At 65.9% G+C, this 18,347-nt stretch carries 11 protein-coding genes and 1 CRISPR repeat array; of the genes, 9 read left to right on the forward strand and 2 right to left on the reverse strand.

The annotated features are described in order from the left end of the window. Positions 1 to 138: 138 nt before the first annotated feature. Complete coding sequence (locus tag AAF604_07525) at positions 139 to 5,163, reverse strand: RHS repeat-associated core domain-containing protein (GenBank protein MEM7049490.1); 5,025 nt, start codon at positions 5,161 to 5,163, stop codon at positions 139 to 141. 491 nt (positions 5,164 to 5,654) lie between these two features. Here AAF604_07525 and AAF604_07530 point away from each other — a divergent pair, with 491 nt between their 5' ends. The 4 genes from AAF604_07530 (at position 5,655) to AAF604_07545 (ending at position 12,160) form a co-directional block, all read left to right on the forward strand. After that, positions 5,655 to 6,005 (forward strand): hypothetical protein, encoded by a 351-nt coding sequence (locus AAF604_07530; protein ID MEM7049491.1) that lies wholly within the window; start codon positions 5,655 to 5,657, stop codon positions 6,003 to 6,005. Positions 6,006 to 6,146: 141 nt separating this feature from the next. Beyond that, complete coding sequence (locus AAF604_07535) at positions 6,147 to 8,498, forward strand: TonB-dependent receptor (protein MEM7049492.1); 2,352 nt, start codon at positions 6,147 to 6,149, stop codon at positions 8,496 to 8,498. A gap of 316 nt (positions 8,499 to 8,814) precedes the next feature. Next, the gene (locus AAF604_07540; protein ID MEM7049493.1) at positions 8,815 to 11,739 is read left to right on the forward strand and encodes a serine/threonine-protein kinase; all 2,925 of its coding nucleotides are present in this window, start codon (positions 8,815 to 8,817) and stop codon (positions 11,737 to 11,739) included. 31 nt (positions 11,740 to 11,770) lie between these two features. Further along, on the forward strand, positions 11,771 to 12,160 hold the full coding sequence (locus AAF604_07545; protein MEM7049494.1) for a hypothetical protein: 390 nt from the start codon (positions 11,771 to 11,773) through the stop codon (positions 12,158 to 12,160). A gap of 3 nt (positions 12,161 to 12,163) precedes the next feature. On the opposite strand, the gene AAF604_07550 is transcribed toward AAF604_07545, so the two are convergent. Then, positions 12,164 to 13,381 carry a hypothetical protein gene (locus AAF604_07550; protein MEM7049495.1) on the reverse strand — a complete coding sequence of 406 codons (1,218 nt, stop codon included), beginning with the start codon at positions 13,379 to 13,381 and terminating at the stop codon, positions 12,164 to 12,166. 216 nt (positions 13,382 to 13,597) lie between these two features. Between AAF604_07550 and AAF604_07555 the strand changes: the two genes are divergently transcribed. The 5 genes from AAF604_07555 to AAF604_07575 all read left to right on the forward strand — a co-directional run bounded on the left by AAF604_07555 (position 13,598) and on the right by AAF604_07575 (position 18,331). Then, the gene (locus tag AAF604_07555) at positions 13,598 to 14,017 is read left to right on the forward strand and encodes an NIPSNAP family protein (protein ID MEM7049496.1); all 420 of its coding nucleotides are present in this window, start codon (positions 13,598 to 13,600) and stop codon (positions 14,015 to 14,017) included. Between the two features lie 313 nt (positions 14,018 to 14,330). Then, positions 14,331 to 15,239: direct repeats of the CRISPR family, unit length 32 nt; unit sequence CTCGCCCCTCCCGCAGGGGCGCGGATTGAAAC. Positions 15,240 to 15,888: 649 nt separating this feature from the next. Next, positions 15,889 to 16,632, forward strand: a complete 744-nt coding sequence (locus tag AAF604_07560; protein ID MEM7049497.1) for a hypothetical protein — start codon at positions 15,889 to 15,891, stop codon at positions 16,630 to 16,632. Between the two features lie 81 nt (positions 16,633 to 16,713). Further along, on the forward strand, positions 16,714 to 17,154 hold the full coding sequence (locus AAF604_07565; protein MEM7049498.1) for a putative toxin-antitoxin system toxin component, PIN family: 441 nt from the start codon (positions 16,714 to 16,716) through the stop codon (positions 17,152 to 17,154). 2 nt (positions 17,155 to 17,156) lie between these two features. Then, positions 17,157 to 17,384, forward strand: coding sequence for a toxin-antitoxin system HicB family antitoxin (locus tag AAF604_07570; GenBank protein ID MEM7049499.1), 228 nt, complete (start codon positions 17,157 to 17,159; stop codon positions 17,382 to 17,384). 83 nt (positions 17,385 to 17,467) lie between these two features. Then, positions 17,468 to 18,331, forward strand: a complete 864-nt coding sequence (locus tag AAF604_07575; GenBank protein MEM7049500.1) for a hypothetical protein — start codon at positions 17,468 to 17,470, stop codon at positions 18,329 to 18,331. Positions 18,332 to 18,347: the final 16 nt, after the last annotated feature.

Genomic DNA, 18,347 nt, shown 5'->3' on the forward strand with positions numbered 1-18,347 from the left:
GGGGGGGGTGGGGGGTGGTGGCGTGGCGTTGGGGGCCCGCTGGGGTTTTTTCCGGGGTGTGGGGTGGGGGGGCGGGGCGGGGGGGGGGGGGGGGGGGGGGGCGGCCGGGAGGGCGAAGCTCCCGGCAGCCCGATGGCTTCAGTGCTCGTTGCTGCACTCGGCGGAGGCAGCGTGGTGTCCTTCCTGGAAGGCGTTCATGATTTCCTGAAAAGCCGGCCATCCAGTGGACATGAAGATCGGTGCGATGGAGCCCGGTGGCTGGCCGAGCTTCGCAGTGTGCTGCTGGTTGATCTCCGGCACCAACCGGAAGGGGCTCATGACGACGTCCCCGACAGCAGAGCCGGCCATAGCTCCGGCTGCCGAGATTCCGCCCATGACGAGATGCTCGAACTGGGCGACGGGCCAGGTGTAGTAGAGGGTAGCGAAGGTGCAGGCCACGATGTTCTTGTCCTCGCCCGTCTCGGGCTCGTCTGGATCCTCCGGATCCGGATCGACCGGCTCGTCCGGGCCGCCGCCGCCGCCGTTGCCGTTGCGCGGTCCGTCACCCCAGTCGCGCCGGATAGTGCCCGGCGGACGGGCGTTGCCGTCGTAGTAGCGGGTTCCATCGATGAAGCCGTTGTCTCCGGTGCCGCCGCCGCGCCCGCCATCGACGATCTCGTCGTCGCTGTAGAAGCACTCGACTCTCTCGCCATCGTGGTAGCAGACCAGTATCGAGCTCAGGCCTGTCGGGTCGGTGCGGTTGATTGGGTTGCCCAGGGTGTAGGCATAGCGGTTGAGGCTCTGCGGCTGGCTCGTGACGCCCACCACCGGGTCGACGCTCAGGAACCGGCCGAGGCTCCACAGGTAGTGCCGGGCGTGCATGTAGTCGGCGCCGGTGGAGCCGTCGCGCTCGTGGCCGGTGAACAGGGGTGAGTCCTCGAAGTTGGCGCTGCCGCCTTCGCGCTCGCCGTAGGGAAAGAAGAAGTGCTCGTCGCGGTAGGTACCAGCCGCCCGCTTCATGGCGACACCGTGGGTGACCAGTCGCACGCTGCCGAGGTGGTCGAGGTGGAAGTCGCGGTCGGCGAAGGTGTCCGTCGAGGCGCGGGCGAGCAGGCGGCTGCCGGCGTAGATGTAGTCACGGTCGCGTAGCCAGCGATCGCCGTCGAGGGTGATCTTGGTGATGAACCGTTGGTCGAGATCGCGCAGGAAGAAGGCGCCACCAGCCATCGTCGCATCGGCGGCGATCTGCATCGTGCGCTCCCCGAAGGCGTCGTAGAGGTAGCGTTGGTTGCCCTGACCGACCAGTCGGTTGGAGGTGTCGTAGGTGAACTGCCAGGCCGGGATGGACGACGACGGTGGCGGCTGCAGGAGGTTGCCGGCGGCGTCGTAGCTCGCGCCGCTCAGGCGGTTGGTCTGCGGGTTGACGGGCAGTGAGCGTTCGCCGGTGGTGTAGCCGTCCACCGCCGTGAGGTTGCCGAAGGGATCGTAGGTGTAGCTCTGGTCGAAGGCTCCCGACAGGTAGGAAGCCCGGGCCAGGCGACGGGCTTTGTCATAGGTGAAGGCATGGCTGCCCATCGTTTTGAGATTGCCGGCGCCGTCGTAGGTCATGGTGCCGCTGTCGAAGCCCGGAGTGACCGCGCTGGTGTAGAGGCGTTGCGGACGCCGGCGGAAGCTCGGGTCGATGTCCTGGTGGTCGCGCACTCCGTTGGCGTGCTCGATCTCCTTCCACACGCCGCTCGGGTGGTAGGTGATGGAGCGTGCCCAACCCGGAACCTCGGTCAGCCGGCCGCTGTCGTACTTGTAGGTCACGACGCGGCCGTTGGCGGCCGGGCCGGTGCAGGTGACCGGCAGATCGCAACGCGGAAAGTCGCGGCTCGCCACCTGACCGAGCTCGCTGTAGGTGTAACCCTGGCGGAAACGGACGCTGGGACTGCTCCACAGCAACTGAGTCGTCTTCTGCGACACGGCGTTGGCGAGGCCATCGTAGGAGAAGGTCTGCTGGACGATGACCGGCTCCTCGCCGGTGCCGTTCCAGGGTAGATCGAGGTAGTTGTATTCCTTGGCGATCCACAGCTGGCCGCGGCTGGCGGCGACCACACCATCCCACTGCAGCTCGCGCAGCAGGCGCGATGCGGCGTTGCGGTCTCGGACCGTCCGCAAGCGCCCCATCAGGTCGTAGGTCAGGGCGTGGCTGTTGGGGCCGTCGTCGCGCCGATGGGCGAGGCCGAGGGCATCGTATTCGCGGTAGTAGAGGGTGCCATTGCCGGCGGTGCCCTTTTCGGGCACCGTCTCCGAGAGCAGGAAACCGCGGTTGTCGTAGGAGAAGTTGCGCACCTGGGTGGTGCCGCCGCTGGTGGTGGTCGCCGACGTCAACCGGCCGCCAACGTCGTAGCGGTAGGTGGTGGGAACCAAGGCTCCGCCGGCGCCCGACCGCTCGCGCACCGTGCGCAAGCGGCCGTAGCGGTCGTACTCGAAAATCCGCGGCACGTAGGTTTCGCCACCGGCGAGGGCCAGCTTGGTCTTGCGCTTGACCTTCCACTCGGCGATGCGCTGCACCTTGAGGTCGTGGGTCGATCCATTCGGCGGACGGATGACGCTGGCTCGGCCGAAGGGGTCGAAGCTGAGGTATTTGGTGCTCGGCTTGGTCTCGTTCCAGGCCCCCCACTCGGAGATCGAGGTCATCCAGCCGCGGGCGTTGTGCTGGCGCTCGCGGGAAGACCAGATATTGCCCGGCAGGAGGCGTCGCTCGTCGGCCAAGCGACCGAGGGCGTCGAAGATGCGGTGACTCTGCGCCAGGACGGCGCCGCTGGTGGGGGAGATTTGGGTGGTGGTGAAGCGCGGCCCGTTGCTGGCCGAGGCGATGACGTAGGCGTACTCGGTGCGGGCCCCGGCGTCGGGAGTGACGGTGAGGGGCCGGCCGAGGGTGTCGTAGGTGTAGCGGCGCTCGAAGCCGGACGGATCGCGCTCCGCCAGGACCAGTCCGGTTCCGGCCTCGACATCGACGTCGTAGAGCAGGAATGGGCCGTTGCCTCCCGCCGAGGTTCGCGCTCGGCTGCGCAGGTGGGCGGGGCTCTGGGAGTCGTACTCGTGGCTCAGCCAGTAGGCCGGCTGAGCGGGAACCGAGCCGCAGCCGCCGCCGCTGGTGGACAGGGGCTGCCGGTCGCTGCCGTAGTGGCGCTGGTCGGTGACTCGGCCGCGGGCGTCCCGAGAGCGCACCGTCAGCAGATCCCGGGAGCTGCGGACAGCGCCGGCGGCGAGCGCCCGCTGGCAGGTTAGAAAGCCGGTATCCGACTCGAAGTGGAACTCGCTGCGGGCGCGCTGCTGGCCGTGGGCGTCCGGCTCGTAGACCTCCGTCGAGTCGAAGATCCCGAGCACCCAGGGCTCGCTGATGTGGACCGGCGCATAGCTGCCGGGATAGGTGCCGGTCGAGCGGTTGAAGCCGATGCTGGTCTCGCGCCGCTCGCCATGGCTCGAGCCGGCCCAGAAGTTGCCGGTGGTGACCTCGCGGCGAAAGTGTCCCAGGCCGTCGTACTCGCTCCACACCGTGTCCATTTGGCGATCACCGGTGGGGTCGTGAAAGACCACCCGCTGCGCTTCCACCTGGCGGTTGGTGTTGTGCCAGTCGACTTGGGGATAGACCTCGGTGCCCTGGCCCGGGGTGGTGTCGCGGCGGAAGCGCAGGTAGGTGGAGCGTTCGAGGTTGCCAGCGCAGCCGTCGCTGCCGTCGTGGTCGCTCCAGAACTCCGAAGACAGGTAGAGCGAGCCATCGGCACTCTCCCGACTGTAGGCGAAGGGCAAACCCGTTTCCCAGCCCCGTGGGCGTCCCAGGGAGTTCACCGGATCGACCCAATAGATGGCGTTGAAGAAGTGCTTGCTGCAGTCGTTCGTCGGGTAGACCACCTCGATGTGCATCTCGGGATCATGGGGCTCTCCCGGCACTCCCGAGGGCAGCGCCGGAATTGCCGTCCACTTGTATTTCCAGACGCCGAGCTCGCTCTGGGAGCTGATCGGCCCGGCGTCGTAGAGGCGGCGTTCCTTGACCGACGCGGTGGAGTTGAACACCGAGTTCGATTCGTTGGGCGGGAACTCCCGCTCTTCGAAGTCCCAGCGGATCTTGCCGCCGGTCGGCAGGTTCAGGCCCCGCAGAACTCCGGGCAGGTCCTCGACTTGCCGGCCGCCGATCGACTCGCACTGGTTGTAATAGAGGAGCTGGCCAGCCTCTTCCATCGCGAAGGAGCTGCCGTCCGGGAAGTCGACTGCGGTCAGGTGCGGAAGGGGGATGCGAGGATCCGTGGACGGCGACGTGTCCTTGCAACCGACATCCACCTGAACCTCTCGGTAGTGGAAGTCGTAGACCGCCGGCGTGGCGCCGAAGGAGTCGATCTCGACCCGCGTCACGATGCGGTGGAGGTAGTGGATCGGAGCTCCGCCGATTTGGTCGGCGAGGTAGACCCGGTGGGTCAGGCCGTAGCGGTCGACGACGGTGCGCAGGGTGTCGTCCGTGCCCGGGGTGCTGGGATCGGCGCCATAGGTGATGGTGAGATCGGGGTCGCTTTCCGATCCGAAGGCGTTCCACACTTTGGTCAATCGCAGAGGGCTCTGCGGACCGCAGGTGCCGACAAACTTCTGGGTCGTGCCGTCCGGCGACTCGATCTCGACGGAGCAGGGACTGAGCCGCAGCCGCAGGTAGCTGCCGTCGCGGGTATAGAAGACCTGTTTGGTGCCGTCGTCGCCATCGTCCCCGTCGTCGCGGTGGAGCTTGTCGTAGAAGACGTGGCGGCCGCCGTCGGCTCCTACGTAGAGCCACCGGCCGGTGCCGTTGTAGGACGCCTCCGGATGGTAGACCTCACCCCAGCCCAGATGCCATCCGAAGCCGGCCGTCTTGTTGCGGTCCGGGCTCGCCACGATGGTGTCGTCGGGGAGGGTTTCGTACTGCCACAGGTTGCTGTTGTAGGTCAGACTCCAGGGGCCGATCGGAATCGTGACCGACAGGGCACCGGAGTAGAGATCGACCACATCGACCTGCTCGGCGCTTCTCAGCAGGGCGCGCTCGGGATCGCTGACTCCCACCGGGTGGCTCGGGGAGTAGGCGAGGGCGAAGGGCGCTATGGCCAGGCTGAGAAGGGCGAGGAGCGGGGCGACGAGTGGTCTGGAATTCGGGTGATGGAGGTGCTGCTTCGACATCGATGTTCTCCTTTCGTGGGCCAGATTTCCTGGCCATTCTCGGGAGGCTCGATGGTGAGGTCTTGGACGGAATTGCGATCGCCCAGGACGGCGAGGCGAAGGCACCAAGAGGCCGGGTGCTCCCAGGAGAGCGTCCGGTCTGAAGCCGTCGTTTCGAGGTCGAGAAGCCGGCGGCGCCGGCAGGGGCCGGGACCTTCGTTCTCAGGTCGTCCTTGAACTGTCAACCCGGTGAGGACCGTACGGTGACCAGGAGATAGATGACGCGGTGAGGGCCGCGCTCAGTGCCGTCGAGAGGTGAGCGAGCCTCCAGGGGCGTTCGCCCGTGGTCGCTTCCGGAATGGGGTTCCGGAGGCGGTCTGCGATCCGAGTCCAGCGAGGCGAGGAGCCCGAGAATTCTCACGTGTCCGAAGTCCTGGAAAAGCTATCGATAATGACATGTTTTTCTCATTAGGGCTGCAAGTCCTGCCTTTGCTTGGATATAATCCCCGGCGATGAGGACCATTTGGGCGTTCTGCCTGGCCTTGGCGTTGGTCTTCGCCTCTTCGGCGGAGTTGGTCGGCCACGATCACGCGGCCGGCGCTGACTATGCTGTTCGCCACTGCGCCGCCGATCACGACAGCGGCCTGGGCGAGGAGCCCGGGGCCGGCTGGACGGCCGCCGGCGATAGCCATGAGCACCGCTGTCTCGGTTGCCGGATGGGCGCTCACCGTCTGGCTGCCGCGCCTGGGCTTGCCGTCGGTAGCCCGGCCTCGAACCCCGAAGTCCTCGTTGTCTCGGGTGTCGACTCCTGGGTCCTGCGGCCCTGGTCCAGTCACACCAATCGCGGTCCCCCTCCCCACTAAGTCCTTTTCCTCGACCCCCAAGCGTCCCCTGCGAGGAGCGCCATTCGCGGACGGCTTACCGGTGTGGTGATGCCGTGCATTCCAGGAAAAAGACCCGTTGCCGGTCGTCTCATGACGGCTCGCGCCAAAGGATTCATAGAGATGTCGATTTTCTGTCTTTCGGCTCGCCGACCCATCGTCTTTCTGTTGGGTCTCGCCACCTTGTCGTTCAGCCTGCTGTTTCCCATTGCCCTCGTCGCGCAGGAGACCGGTAGCCTCACCGGGCGCGTGACCCCTACTCACGACCACGACTTCATCCTGTCGACGGCTCGAATTCCCGATCTCGGCCTCAAGGTCGACGTGGCCGCCGACGGTTCCTTCCGCTTTGGGTCCGTCCGTCCGGGTTCCTACATTCTCGAGGTTCGGGTGCCGACCCTCGGCGTGGTCGCCGAGCGGGTCGAAGTGCGCGCCGGTGAAGAATCGACGGTCGAGGTGGAGCTCAAGGCCGGCAGCCACTCGGAAGAGATCTCGGTGACGGCGACGAGCGATGCTCGCGGCCTCTTCGAGCTCGCTTCGCCGACCACCAGCATCAGTGGCCAAGAGCTCGAGGAGCGCCTCGAAGCGACCCTCGGCGAGACCCTCGGGCAGGAGGCGGGCATTCACTCGACCTTCTTCGGTCCGGGAGCGAGCCGGCCGATCATTCGAGGCTTGACCGGTGACCGCGTTCGCATGCTGGAGGGCGGTATCGGTACCGGCGACGTTTCCGGGGTCAGTGTCGATCACGCCGTCACCGCCGAGCCGGCTCAGGCCGAGCGAATCGAGGTGGTCCGCGGTCCGGGCACCCTGCTTTATGGCTCGAGCGCCATCGGTGGTGTGGTCAACGTCATCGACGAGCGAGTTCCCTCGGTGCGCGGAACCACGGGAGTCCACGGCAGCGTCGAGGTGCGCGGTGGCACCGGTGCCGACGAGCGTCAGGGCTCGCTGCTGCTCGAGGGCGGCAGTGGCAACTGGGCGTGGAACGTCGCCGCCACCGGTCGCGAGACCGATGACTACGAGATTCCCGGCTTCGCCAACGCCGAAGAAGAGGAGCACGAGGAAGAGCACGAAGAGGAGGGCCACGAAGAGCACGAAGAGGAGAATCCCTTCGGCACCGTGCCCAACAGCGACATCGAGACGCGCAGTGCCCGCGCCGGTGTGACCTACTTCTTCGGTAATCGCGGCTTCTTCGGAGTCTCCGTCAGCGGTTTCGACACCGAATACGGCTTGCCCGGTGGCCACGGCCACGGGGAAGAGGGCGAAGAGCACGAAGAAGAGGAGCACGAAGAAGAGGAGCATGAGGAAGAAGAGGAGATCGTGCGCATCGATATGGAGCAGCGCCGCCTCGACCTGCAAGGTCAGGTGATCGATCCCTTCTCCGGCTTCCAGGCCTTCAAGTTCCGCCTCGGCACCACCGATTACGAGCATGCGGAGCTCGAAGGCGACGAGATCGGTACGCTGTTCTTCAACGACTACCTCGAGACCCGCCTCGAGCTGGTGCAGGAACAGCGCGGTCGCCATCGCGGCTCCTTCGGGCTGCAGTTCTCGGACCGCGACCTGGAAGCGATCGGCGAGGAGGCCTTCTTGGAGCCCACCACCACCCAGCGCTGGGGAGTGTTCACGCTGCAGGAGTACGCCGCCGGTGACGTCAACTGGCAGTTCGGAGCCCGCTTCGAGAGCCAGGACGTCGATCCCGCCTTCAACGCCTCGCGCTCCCACGATGGGCTGAGCGCTTCGGTCGGCCTGGTGTGGCAGGCCAACGAAGTCTTCTCCCTCGCCGCTTCGGTGGCGCGTTCGGTGAAGCTGCCGGCGGCCGAGGAGCTCTTCTCGGATGGGCTGCACGTCGCCACTCGGACCTTCGAGATCGGCGATCCGACCCTCGAAGAGGAAGTCGGGCTGGGAGTCGATGTGTCCTTGCGGGCAGATGGAGATGTCGTCTCGGGCGAGCTGACTCTCTTCCGCCAGGACTTCTCGGACTTCATCTTCCAGGGCTTCACCGGGGATTTCGATGAGGGCTTCCCGGTGGTGGTCTACTCGCAGGAAGACGCGGTTTTCGAAGGTGCCGAGCTCAAGGGACGCATCGAGCTTTTCGAGCAAGATGATCACCATGTTCACCTCAGCCTGATGGGCGACATGGTCGACGCCGAGCTCGACGCCGGTGGCAACCTGCCGCGCATTCCGCCGATGCGTCTCGGCGGCGGAGTGCACTACCACAGTGAGCGCTGGAACGCCGCTGCCGAGGTGCGCTGGGTCGACGACCAGACGGATGTCGCCGTCAACGAGACCGGTACCGATGGCTACACCATGGTTCACGCCAGCCTGGGCTACCGAGTCCTGTTCGGTAACCAGATCCTCGATCTGCTGCTGCGCGGTCGCAATCTGACGGACGAGGAGGCGCGCTCGCACACCTCGTTCCTGAAGAACTTCGCCCCGCTGCCGGGGCGCAACATCACGCTGTCGGCGAAGTTCCGGTTCTAGGCGGGCGATGACCGTTTGATCCGTGACGGCGCCTCGCCGCTTACGGATCCCGACGCCCTTCCGGCCCAGGACACCTCTCGAGGAGTCCTGGGCCTTTCTCTTGAGTCGACGGACGTCTGTCCAGGGCGAGTCGAACGTCCTCGCGGCCGCGATAGCATGACCAGCCTGGGGAGTCTCTAGCAGGCTGCTGAAAATGTCGTCGGCAGCCTGCTCCCGGGCCGGAGAGGGGCGCGTAGCCCCTCTCGAAACAAATAGCTAGCAGCGCTGAAAAAGTCGCGAAGCGGACTTTTTCAGCAGCCTGCTAGGAGATCGAAGGATGAGCCGAGAGCAGTCCGGCGACCGCATCTCCGAGATCGTTGGCGATGCCCTCGAGCTCGAGGGCGAGGCGCAGGCTTCCTTTCTCGACTCGGTCTGTGGTGACGACGCCGCTCTGCGGCTGGAGGTCGAGTCGCTGCTGGCCGTTGGTCGCAGCCAGGAAGCCGAGGGCTTTCTCGCGGTGCCTGCTCCGGAGCAACTCGCCGCGGAGCGCTTGAGCGGTCTGACGGTCGGCAATCTCTCCGCGGGAGGCACCTCTTCGCGGGGCGTGTCCTTGCCCTCGAGCATCGGTCCCTATCGCGTTCTCGAAGCCCTCGGCCAGGGTGGCATGGGGACCGTCTACCTGGCGCAGCAGGTCGAGCCGGTCGAGCGCAAGGTAGCCCTGAAGGTGATGCGCGGCCTCTTCGCAGGCTCCTCGAAGCGTCGCTTCGCGCGCGAGTCTCAAACCCTGGCCCGTCTCAATCACCCCAACATTGCGGCCCTCTACGAGGTCGGTAGCACCGGCGAAGCCCCTTACGTTGCGATGGAGTGGGTCGAAGGTTTCCCGATCACCGCCTGGTGCGATCGCGAACGCCTCTCCCTCACCGAGCGCTTGCAGATCTTTCGCGGCGTCTGCGCGGGAACTCAGCACGCCCACGAGAAGGGGATTTTGCATTGCGATCTCAAGCCCAGCAACGTGCTGGTGACCTCGATCGATGGCGAGGCGGTGGCCAAGGTGATCGACTTCGGTATCGCGCGGGCGCTCGGCGATCCGGTCACCAGCGAGTCGGCCGAGCTGGTTCTCGGATCGCCGCCCTACATCAGTCCCGAGGCGCTATCGGCCGAAGGTCGCCGAGGACTCGGTGCTCGCACCGATGTCTACTCCCTGGGCCTGATCCTCTATGAGCTGCTGGTGGGGGTGCTGCCGTTCTCGAGCGAGAGTCGACAGAGCTTTCTGGCCTTCATGCGTCAGGTGACGGAGCAGGAACCCTTGGCTCCCAGCCAGCGGTTTGCGGGCCTGCCGGCGATCCGGTCCGAAGCCGTCGCCGAGCGTCGCGGACTGGGAGCTCCGCACCTTCGGCGTCACGTCGCTGGTGATCTCGACGCCATCGTGCTCAAGGCCATCGCCCGCGACCCGAAGGACCGCTTCGGGTCGGTCAGTGAGCTGCTGGCCGAGATCGAGCGTCACCGCGCGAGGCGTCCGGTCGAGGCTCGGCTGCCCAATCGCGCTTATGTGGCCGGTCGCTTCGCCCGCCGCCACCGCACCGTGGTGGTGGCGGGGTTTCTCCTCCTGGTTGCGCTGGTGGGAGGACTGATCGCTCGTTCCATCGAAGCCCATCGGGCGCAGCAGGCCTTGGCCGAGTCGGAGCAGGTGCGCCAGTTTCTGGTCGACCTCTTCGAAAGTGGCAACCCCGAGGCCGCCTCCGGTGAGGTCTTCACCGTCCGTGACCTGCTCGATCAGGGGACGCTGCGCTTGCGCGAGGACCTCGCCGATCAGCCCCTGGCGCGAGCCCGCTTTCTGCACAGCATCGGTGCCATCTACCTCCGGCTCGATGAGCTCTACGCCGCCGCGGAAGTGATCGGCGAGGCGCTGGCGCTCCGTCGGCGGCACCATGGCGCGGGTCATCCGGAGGTGATCGAGAGCGAAAGCGAAATGGGTGTGCTGCTTCGGCGGCTGGGACGCTATGACGAAGCGGAGGTCTTGCTGCAGTCGGTTTTGACCGCCCGCCAAGCCGATCCCGACGTCGATCCCGAGCTGCTGGCTCGGGCCTACAGCAACCTTGGCAATCTCTACTGGAGCGCCGAGCGCTTCGAAGAGGCCGAGAGGATCCATCGCTCTGGGTTGGCTGTGCGTGAGCGCAACACTCGCCGGCTTCGGACCCCCGAGGCGCGAATGGATGAAGCCTATTCCGCCAACAACTTGGCGGTGATGCTGCTGACCCGGCGTAAATATGCCGAGTCCCTCGCTCCCCTCGAGCGCGCCCTCGAGCTGTTCGAGACGGACAACCCGGTGCTGCGGGGATCGGCCCTCAACAACCTCGGCTTGGTGCACCGCAACCTGCCGAGTTGGGCCGAGGCGGAGGGAACCTTCCGCGATGCCATCGACGTTCTCGATTCCGGCCTCGGATCAAAGCACGCTCGGCCCCTCAGTGCCCGCCGCAATCTGATCTTTGAGCTGGTCTTGCGTCATCGCTGGGAGGAGGCTCTGAACGAGAGCGAACGCGCCTTGCAGTTGGCGGAAACAGTTGATGATCGCTTGACCCTGGCCCAGATCGTGCGAACTCGTGCCCGCGTCCTGCGTCTCGCCGGGAAGGCCGATCTGGCCGTCGAAACGGCTCGCCGGAGTCGGGCGATCGCGGTTGCCGAGCAGGGGCCCGAGCAGCCGCTTCCGGTTTCCTGTCGCACCGAGCTGGCACTTGCCTTGGCGGCTCGAGGCGAGCTGACGGCGGCCGTCGACGAGTTGCGTGCCGTGGCCGAGATTCAGGGCCGCCTGCTGCCGCCGGACCATCGCTCCCGTCTGCGCACGGAGCGCGCCTTCGGCATCGTCTATCTCGAAGCCGACCGCGGTGCCGAAGCCGTGGCCCACCTGCGCGGCGCCCTGACCATCGAGCGTCAGACGGCGAGCAAGAACCAGGCATCAGGCCCTTCCCGGGTGGTTGCCGAGACCCTCCTCCTGCTGGGGCGAGCCCTGCTTGTCGAGGATCTGGAGGAAGGCGTCACCTCCCTGGAGGAGGCCTTGGCGACGCTGCGGAAGGTGCTTGGAGATCGCCATCCGCTGGTCGCGGAAGCGGCCTTCCATCTCGGAAGGGCCGAGCGGCAGCGCGGTCGCCGGGATGAGGCGCGGAAGCTGTTGGCCGAGTCGGTGGCGATTCGGCAGGCGGTCTATCCTGCCGACGATGCCGACCTCGCCGCCTCCCGTCGAGCCCTCGCCGAGCTCGACGGTTGATCTCGCCCTGGCTTCGTCAGAGACTGTGGCGATGCAGAAGCCTCAGGGAAAGACCCTCTCGCAAGTCCTCTCGGCGCTCGTCCTGGTGCCTCTGGGAGGGCTCTTCGGCATGCTCGTCGGCGGTCTGTTCGTGCGTCTGTTCGTGCCCCGTCGCGGTATGGGCTGGGATCAGCTCGCGGACTTCCTGGGGGGCGTGATGGTCGGCGGCCTCGTGGGCCTCGTCCTGGCGCTCGTCCTTTGTTTCTACCTGACCGCTCGTTCGCGTTGGTGGACGGCGGGGGCTCTGCTGCTGGCGGGAGCGCTGATCGTTCTCACCCTGCGGGTCTTGTCTCCGGCCCCCGAGGCCGAGGGGCGAGACCATGGCGAGCCGCCGCCGGCGCCGCGGCCGACGACCAAGCCGGCCGACGGTCCTGGCGCGTAGAGCTCAGGAGCTGCTGCCGTCCCAGCCTTCGAGATCGCCCGACTCGAAGCCATCGCTGAAGATCGAACTCGAGTTGCCGAGGGTGTTCTTCCACACCCAAACCCGCTCGACGCTGTCGATCAGGAAGAAGACGTTGTTCACCTCGTCATAGAGAACGCGGCCGTAGACCGGCGAGCCGTTGGGCCCCCCGGAGGGGGCGTACTCGGTCCAGGTTGCGCCCTCGATGTCGTAGTTGAAGACGCTGCCACTGGCGCTGCCGCCGAACAGCACCAGCTGATCGTTGACGGCATCGTAGGCCAGTCCCGCGCCGGAGGTGTTGCCAGGTAGATTCTCGGCCGAAACGATGCGGAACTGATTGCGATCGATGTCGTAGGCCGAGAGATTGTCGTCGCCCCCGTAGTCCCCGCCGTAGCTCCAGATCCAGCGCCGCGTCGGGTCGAGAACGCTGACCCGCTCGATGCCCGGGGGACCGTCGTCGTTGACCAAGGACCAGGCGTGGTTCGAAAAGTCGAGGCTCCAGATTCCTTGGGCACTGAGCTGGAACCAGAGATCGGCCTGCGGGTCGTACTCGCCGGAGGCCCCCGGCTGGGACAGCCAGTAGTCGATGTCGCCGCTCTGCAAGGCCGTGCGGTCGGTCCAGGCTGCGCTTTCGAAGTCGAAGGTCCAGAGATCGCCGTAGGAGCTGCCGTTGTTGAACGGCGGAGCGTCGGCGGTGGCGCCGGAGTAGGCGAAGAACAGGCCGAGGTGCTCGATGTAGTCGAGGTGGTCGTAGGTGTGCCGCGACACCGGGTCGCCGTTCAGGTAGCGATAGCCGGGGGTGGTGGAGAACTGGCAGACGGACGTCGGGGGCGTCACCAGGTCCCAGGAGAGATCGTTGAGATCGAAGGCCAGTAGCTGGTTGCCGAAGTAGTCGTTGTGACCGCCGCCCCACAGCACGATGCGCCGGCGATCGGTGTCCAGCGTGGCGCCGGAGTAGGAGAAGATTCCCGGCAGCTCACATCCGATCGAGTAATCGCAGCAAGCGATGTCCATGGCGCCGACACTGGTCATCGCCGAGCTCGGCAGGGCCGACCATTGGCCGTCCGGCAACGCCGCCAACTGCGGGTTGGGGACCTGGGCCACGAGCAGGCCCGCCGTCGACAGCAGGAGGGCGGACGACAGCCCCAAGATTCTGCCCTTGCGAGGGTGCGGCTGCCGGTCGATTTTTCGGGTCGTGCTCATGGCGCCTCCGCTGCTGTCATTCATAGATCAACATAACAGCATGAGGGGCTCGGCGTCACTCGAACCCGAGAAGAGCCTTCGCGCGGTGTCGTATTCGGCGTGAAGATTGTCGTCCTTGGATTTCTACCCACGGTGCAGCCCTGCAAGACTGAATTTCACGGGAGAGCGTCATGGGCGGTCTTCCTCAACAGGTCGAACCGACTCGGGAGAACCGCGATGACCAGTCCCCTCTTCCATGGCCTACTCGCCACGGCCCTCGCCGCCGGCATCGTCACCACCACGTCGGCGGCGGCTCAGGATTCCGGCAAAGTCTTCGAGCTCCGCACCTACATCACCTACGAAGGCCGTCTCGAGGCCCTCAACACCCGCTTCGCCGACCACAGCATCGCCCTGCTGCGCAAACACGGCGCCGAAGTCGTCGCCTTCTGGACCCCCGTCGACGGCAACAACGCCGAAAACACCCTCATCTACATCGTCGCCTTCCCGAGCCGCGAAGCCCGTGACCAGATCTGGCATGCCGTCTTCTCCGATCCGACCTGGCCCAAGATCAAGGCCGACTCCGAGAAAGGCGGCAAAGTCGTCAAGCGAGTCACCTCCCGGCTCATGACCGCCACCGAATACTCGCCCCTGCAGTAACCGGCGAGCCCACCCGGACCCCATCGAAAGACCCTCCGCCACCACCAGCCGGGGCGCGCCGCCAGACCGCGCCCCGGTCCCGCCCTCCGGCCCCCTATCAGCGCCCGAACCATCGGTCACCCGCCCGCCGATCCTGCGCCAACCCCAAGTGCCCACAGAAATCCCGGGAGGTTCGCGGATCTTGTAAGTGGCTGAGGTCAATGAGCTTGCAGAACCCCCGCGTGACGTCCCGGGTGCGGAACTGAAGCCAGAATCAGAGGTTCGCGGAAACGGTGTTCTAAGCTACTGATCTGTAGGCAGTTACAAAGATCCTCTCGCCCCTCCCGCAGGGGCGCGGATTGAAACTACCGTGAGAGCCGCAAGGCCGAGGCGAAGGAGCCCGCTCGCCCCTCCCGCAGGGGCGCGGATTGAAACACTCCCCACCCGCGGACGTGGTTGAACCAGGAGCCTCGCCCCTCCCGCAGGGGCGCGGATTGAAACCCTTGAAGACCCTCACTCAGCTCAGGGCGAATCGGCTCGCCCCTCCCGCAGGGGCGCGGATTGAAACTCGCTGTCGAGTCCGACGCCCGGGCAGCTCGACGTCCTCGCCCCTCCCGCAGGGGCGCGGATTGAAACGTGATGTAGGCGCGGCCGGCGATGATGTTGAACCTCGCCCCTCCCGCAGGGGCGCGGATTGAAACTCCTACCTTGTCGTAGTCGTCTCCGACTCTGGTGTCTCGCCCCTCCCGCAGGGGCGCGGATTGAAACAATCACTCGCCTCTCAAGGGCTAGAGAGAAAAGCCTCGCCCCTCCCGCAGGGGCGCGGATTGAAACTCGGCCTACAGTGATGGCCCAAGCCCCTCCCGACGCTCGCCCCTCTCGCAGGGGCGCGGATTGAAACCTGACGGTCGGCGGCGTGGGGATCGAGGTGAAGCCTCCTCGCCCCTCTCGCAGGGGCGCGGATTGAAACCTCGCGGATGAGCTCGCGCGCAGTCTTGGCGGAGCCCCTCGCCCCTCTCGCAGGGGCGCGGATTGAAACAAGTGGGGGTGGTTGAAAGACCACGGTTCCACGCCGGCTCGCTTCTCTCGCAGGGGCGCGGATTGAAACGGGAGCTGCGGGTAGGAGATCCGGTCGAGCGTCCGCCTCGCCCCTGCCGTCGGGGTGCGGATTGAAACTCTAGCCTGGCGTCGACAAGTTTGCTCGGTCGCTCTCGTCCCTTGCCGCAGGGGTGCGAATTGACGGAAGCGAGTGAAGTGCAGAGTGCGCATCGAGACTGAGGACCGCAGCTCAGGTTGAACTCCTAAGGGTGAACTTGCGGCGGATGCGGGCCCTTGTGGGGTCACCTCACCGGTGAGCCGGGATGCTGAGGGATCTCTAGCGGAGCCTGAGCCCGCGGGCACTTTTCTTTGAAGTCCGAGATTGCCGGCCCGTGGAGGAAAAGCGGAGGCATTTGTTTGAGCGTAGCGAGTTGTGCCTGCGCCCGTAACGGGCCGGTTCGGAGTCCGAGCTCGTTCTCGCGGGCGACTTGGCGGAGCGGCAGATCCTCCAGCATTCCGGCGACTCGCGCGCTTTACCCTCCGTTCAGCGACAACCCGGTTCGGTAGGCGCCCTGGCGATGCGGCGAAATTCTGCTGCTTCTCGGAGAGCTGGCGGAGGCAACTGGCCTCGCGGAGCCGCGTCCACTCTGGCTCGAGAGATTTGACCTCCCAGCGCCCCGTATGCCACCCTTTCCGCGGCGCCAGCTCAACGCCCAACCCCTGACAGCTCGCCGTCGCCGAGCTCACGCAAGGGGCAAAGGGGTCACCAACACCTCGAGCCGCAGGACACGCGTCACGTTCTCCAGAGCGGGATCCAGTCAGCGACGGAAGGGTTGAGTCTCGTGGAAAGGACGATGACGATGACCGACGCCCGCAAACTCAAAGCCAAAATCCGTGCCCGTGCCGAGCGCACCGGGGAAAGCTACGCCGCCGCCCGCCGTCACGTCGTGGCGCAGCTCGATGCCGAGCGCCAGGCGCGCACCGAAGCGACCGCCGACAAAGCCCGCAAGAGCAGCGCCACCGGTGCCGTGAGCGACGAACGCTGCCGGGAGAAGACCGGCCACGGATTCGACCACTGGTTTGGTGTTCTCGATCGCTTCGGAGCCCGGCGCGAAGGGCACACGGCGGCCGCTCGACACCTCCGCGAAGAGCATGGGGTCTCCGCCTGGTACTGCCAGGCGATCACCGTAGCCTACGAACGCGCCCATGGACTGCGCGAAGTCGGCCAGCTCTCCTCGGGGAAGTACCAGACCTCGGCGACCCGGGTGCTGCCGGCGAGTCTCGAATCGGCCGCCAGGGTGCTGGAAGGTGAACCGGGATCCGTCCACTGGCTCGCTGAGCTGGGAACGGAAGAAGCCGAGAGCTTGCGCAGCGCGATCGAGGATCCTGGTCTGAAGGTCTCCGAGGGTCGCCGACGCCTTCGCTACCGATTGCGCAAGACCGTGATCGAGCTCGACCTGCGTTCCCGCCCTGATGGGCGCTCAGGGATCGCCTTGCGGCACACCAACCTGCCGGATCGGGACAGCCTCGAGACCCACAAGGCGGCCTGGCGGGCGATCCTCGATCGCTTGCGGGAGCTTCTGCGCGAGCAATCGTAGTCCTCGGGGGAGGAGGAGCCGCGGCCGTCCGGCTGAGCTCAGAGGTTCGTCTGCTGGAGATCGGCGAGAATATGCTGTCGTATGCGCTATCATGATTGGGTGCGCGTGGTCATTGACACAAGCGTCTTCGTAAGCGCCATCCTTGGCCACGAAGGAAGTGCGAGCCGGGAAGTGCTCCGGCGCAGTTTGGTTCGAGAGCTGCTGCCTGCGATGGGGACGTCGCTCTTCTTGGAGTACGAATCGGTCGTTAGCCGTCCCTCGATCTTGGAGCAGTCGCGCCTGGACCAGAGAGAAGTCGAGGAATTGCTCGACGCCTTTGCAAGTGTCTGCACCTGGACGACGGTCTACTACCGATGGCGTCCGAGCTTGGTGGACGAGGCTGACCACCACCTCCTCGAGCTTGCGATCGCGTCCGGAGCTGACGCGATCGTCACTAAGAATGTTCGTCATCTCCGAAGCGGCGAGCTTCGATTTTCACAGCTTCGAATTCTGCGGCCCGAAGAGCTGACCAAGGACTCATAGCCATGGCGACGATCACTGTCCGACTCCCCGACGAGAAACACGAGCGCTTGAAGCTCATGGCCAGACGGTACGGAATCAGCCTCAACAAGCTCTTCGAAGAGCTATCGACTACGGCCCTCGCTGAGTTCGATGTCGAAACACGGTTTCGAGTACGAGCAGGCCGTGGCTCGATCGAACGAGGGTTGGCGATTTTGGACGGCTTGGACGATGCGGCCGGCGAGTCGCCGTAGCTGGTGGATAGCCTCTCTAAGGTGTTCTCGAGCGGCCAAGGTGCGACGGTAAGAGGGATCCGTTCCGGTTTCTGGAGGAAGCCGTGAGCCCAACGCCAGCGAAGTGCTCTCCACTGCGATCGGACTCCGATCGCTGGTCCGAGTTGCATTGCGGGCGCCGCACGTTCCTGTCCGGCGTGGCAGCGGCGACGATTGGCGCATGGTGGCGGATCGACCGCTGGACGACCGAGGCCGCAGAGGTTCCGGATGCTCCGGCCTCCACCGCTCGGGGCATCTTGAGTTTGCGCCTCCAAGCCACCGATCTCGACGCCCAAGCGCGCTTCTACGGCGAAGCGCTCGGCTTCTCGATTGGCCGAACCAAAGATCGACTGAGGGTCCAGGCCGGAGGGACTGAGATCGAATTCTCGACCGCTCCCGAGGGCACTCAGCCGATCTACCACCTGGCTTGGTCGATTCCTTCCAACCTGCTGGCATCGGCCAAGGTCTGGCTCGCCGAGCGCACGCCCTTGTTGGTTCATCCGGATGGGCGGGACGAGTTTCACTTCCGGCGGCCGCAACGTCGTGCCGCCTACTTTGCGGATCCGGCTGGCAATATCCTCGAAGTGATCACCCGAGATCGCCTTGGCGATCGGCAGGAAGGGCCCTTCGACCGCCGTCATCTGCTCTCCGTCAACCACGCCGGATTGGTGGTCGACGACATGACGGCGGCGATCGAAGAGATCCGCCGTGGGCTCGGCCTCGAGCTGCGCTACGAACCCACGGCCCACTTCGCCCAGCTCGGGGACGAGCATCGCCACCTGGTGCTGGTGACGCGGCAGCGGCTTTGGCTTCCGGAGAGAAAGGTCCCCGCGGAGGTTTTCGCGACCGAGGTGCACCTCGACGGAGACCAGGACGCAAGGCTCGACTTGGCGGGCTATCCCTACCGCCTGCGTATCGGTTCGTCCTGAGATTTCCGCGCTTTGC

This window comes from Acidobacteriota bacterium, assembly GCA_039028635.1.
Classification (GTDB): Bacteria; Acidobacteriota; Thermoanaerobaculia; order Multivoradales; family JBCCEF01; genus JBCCEF01.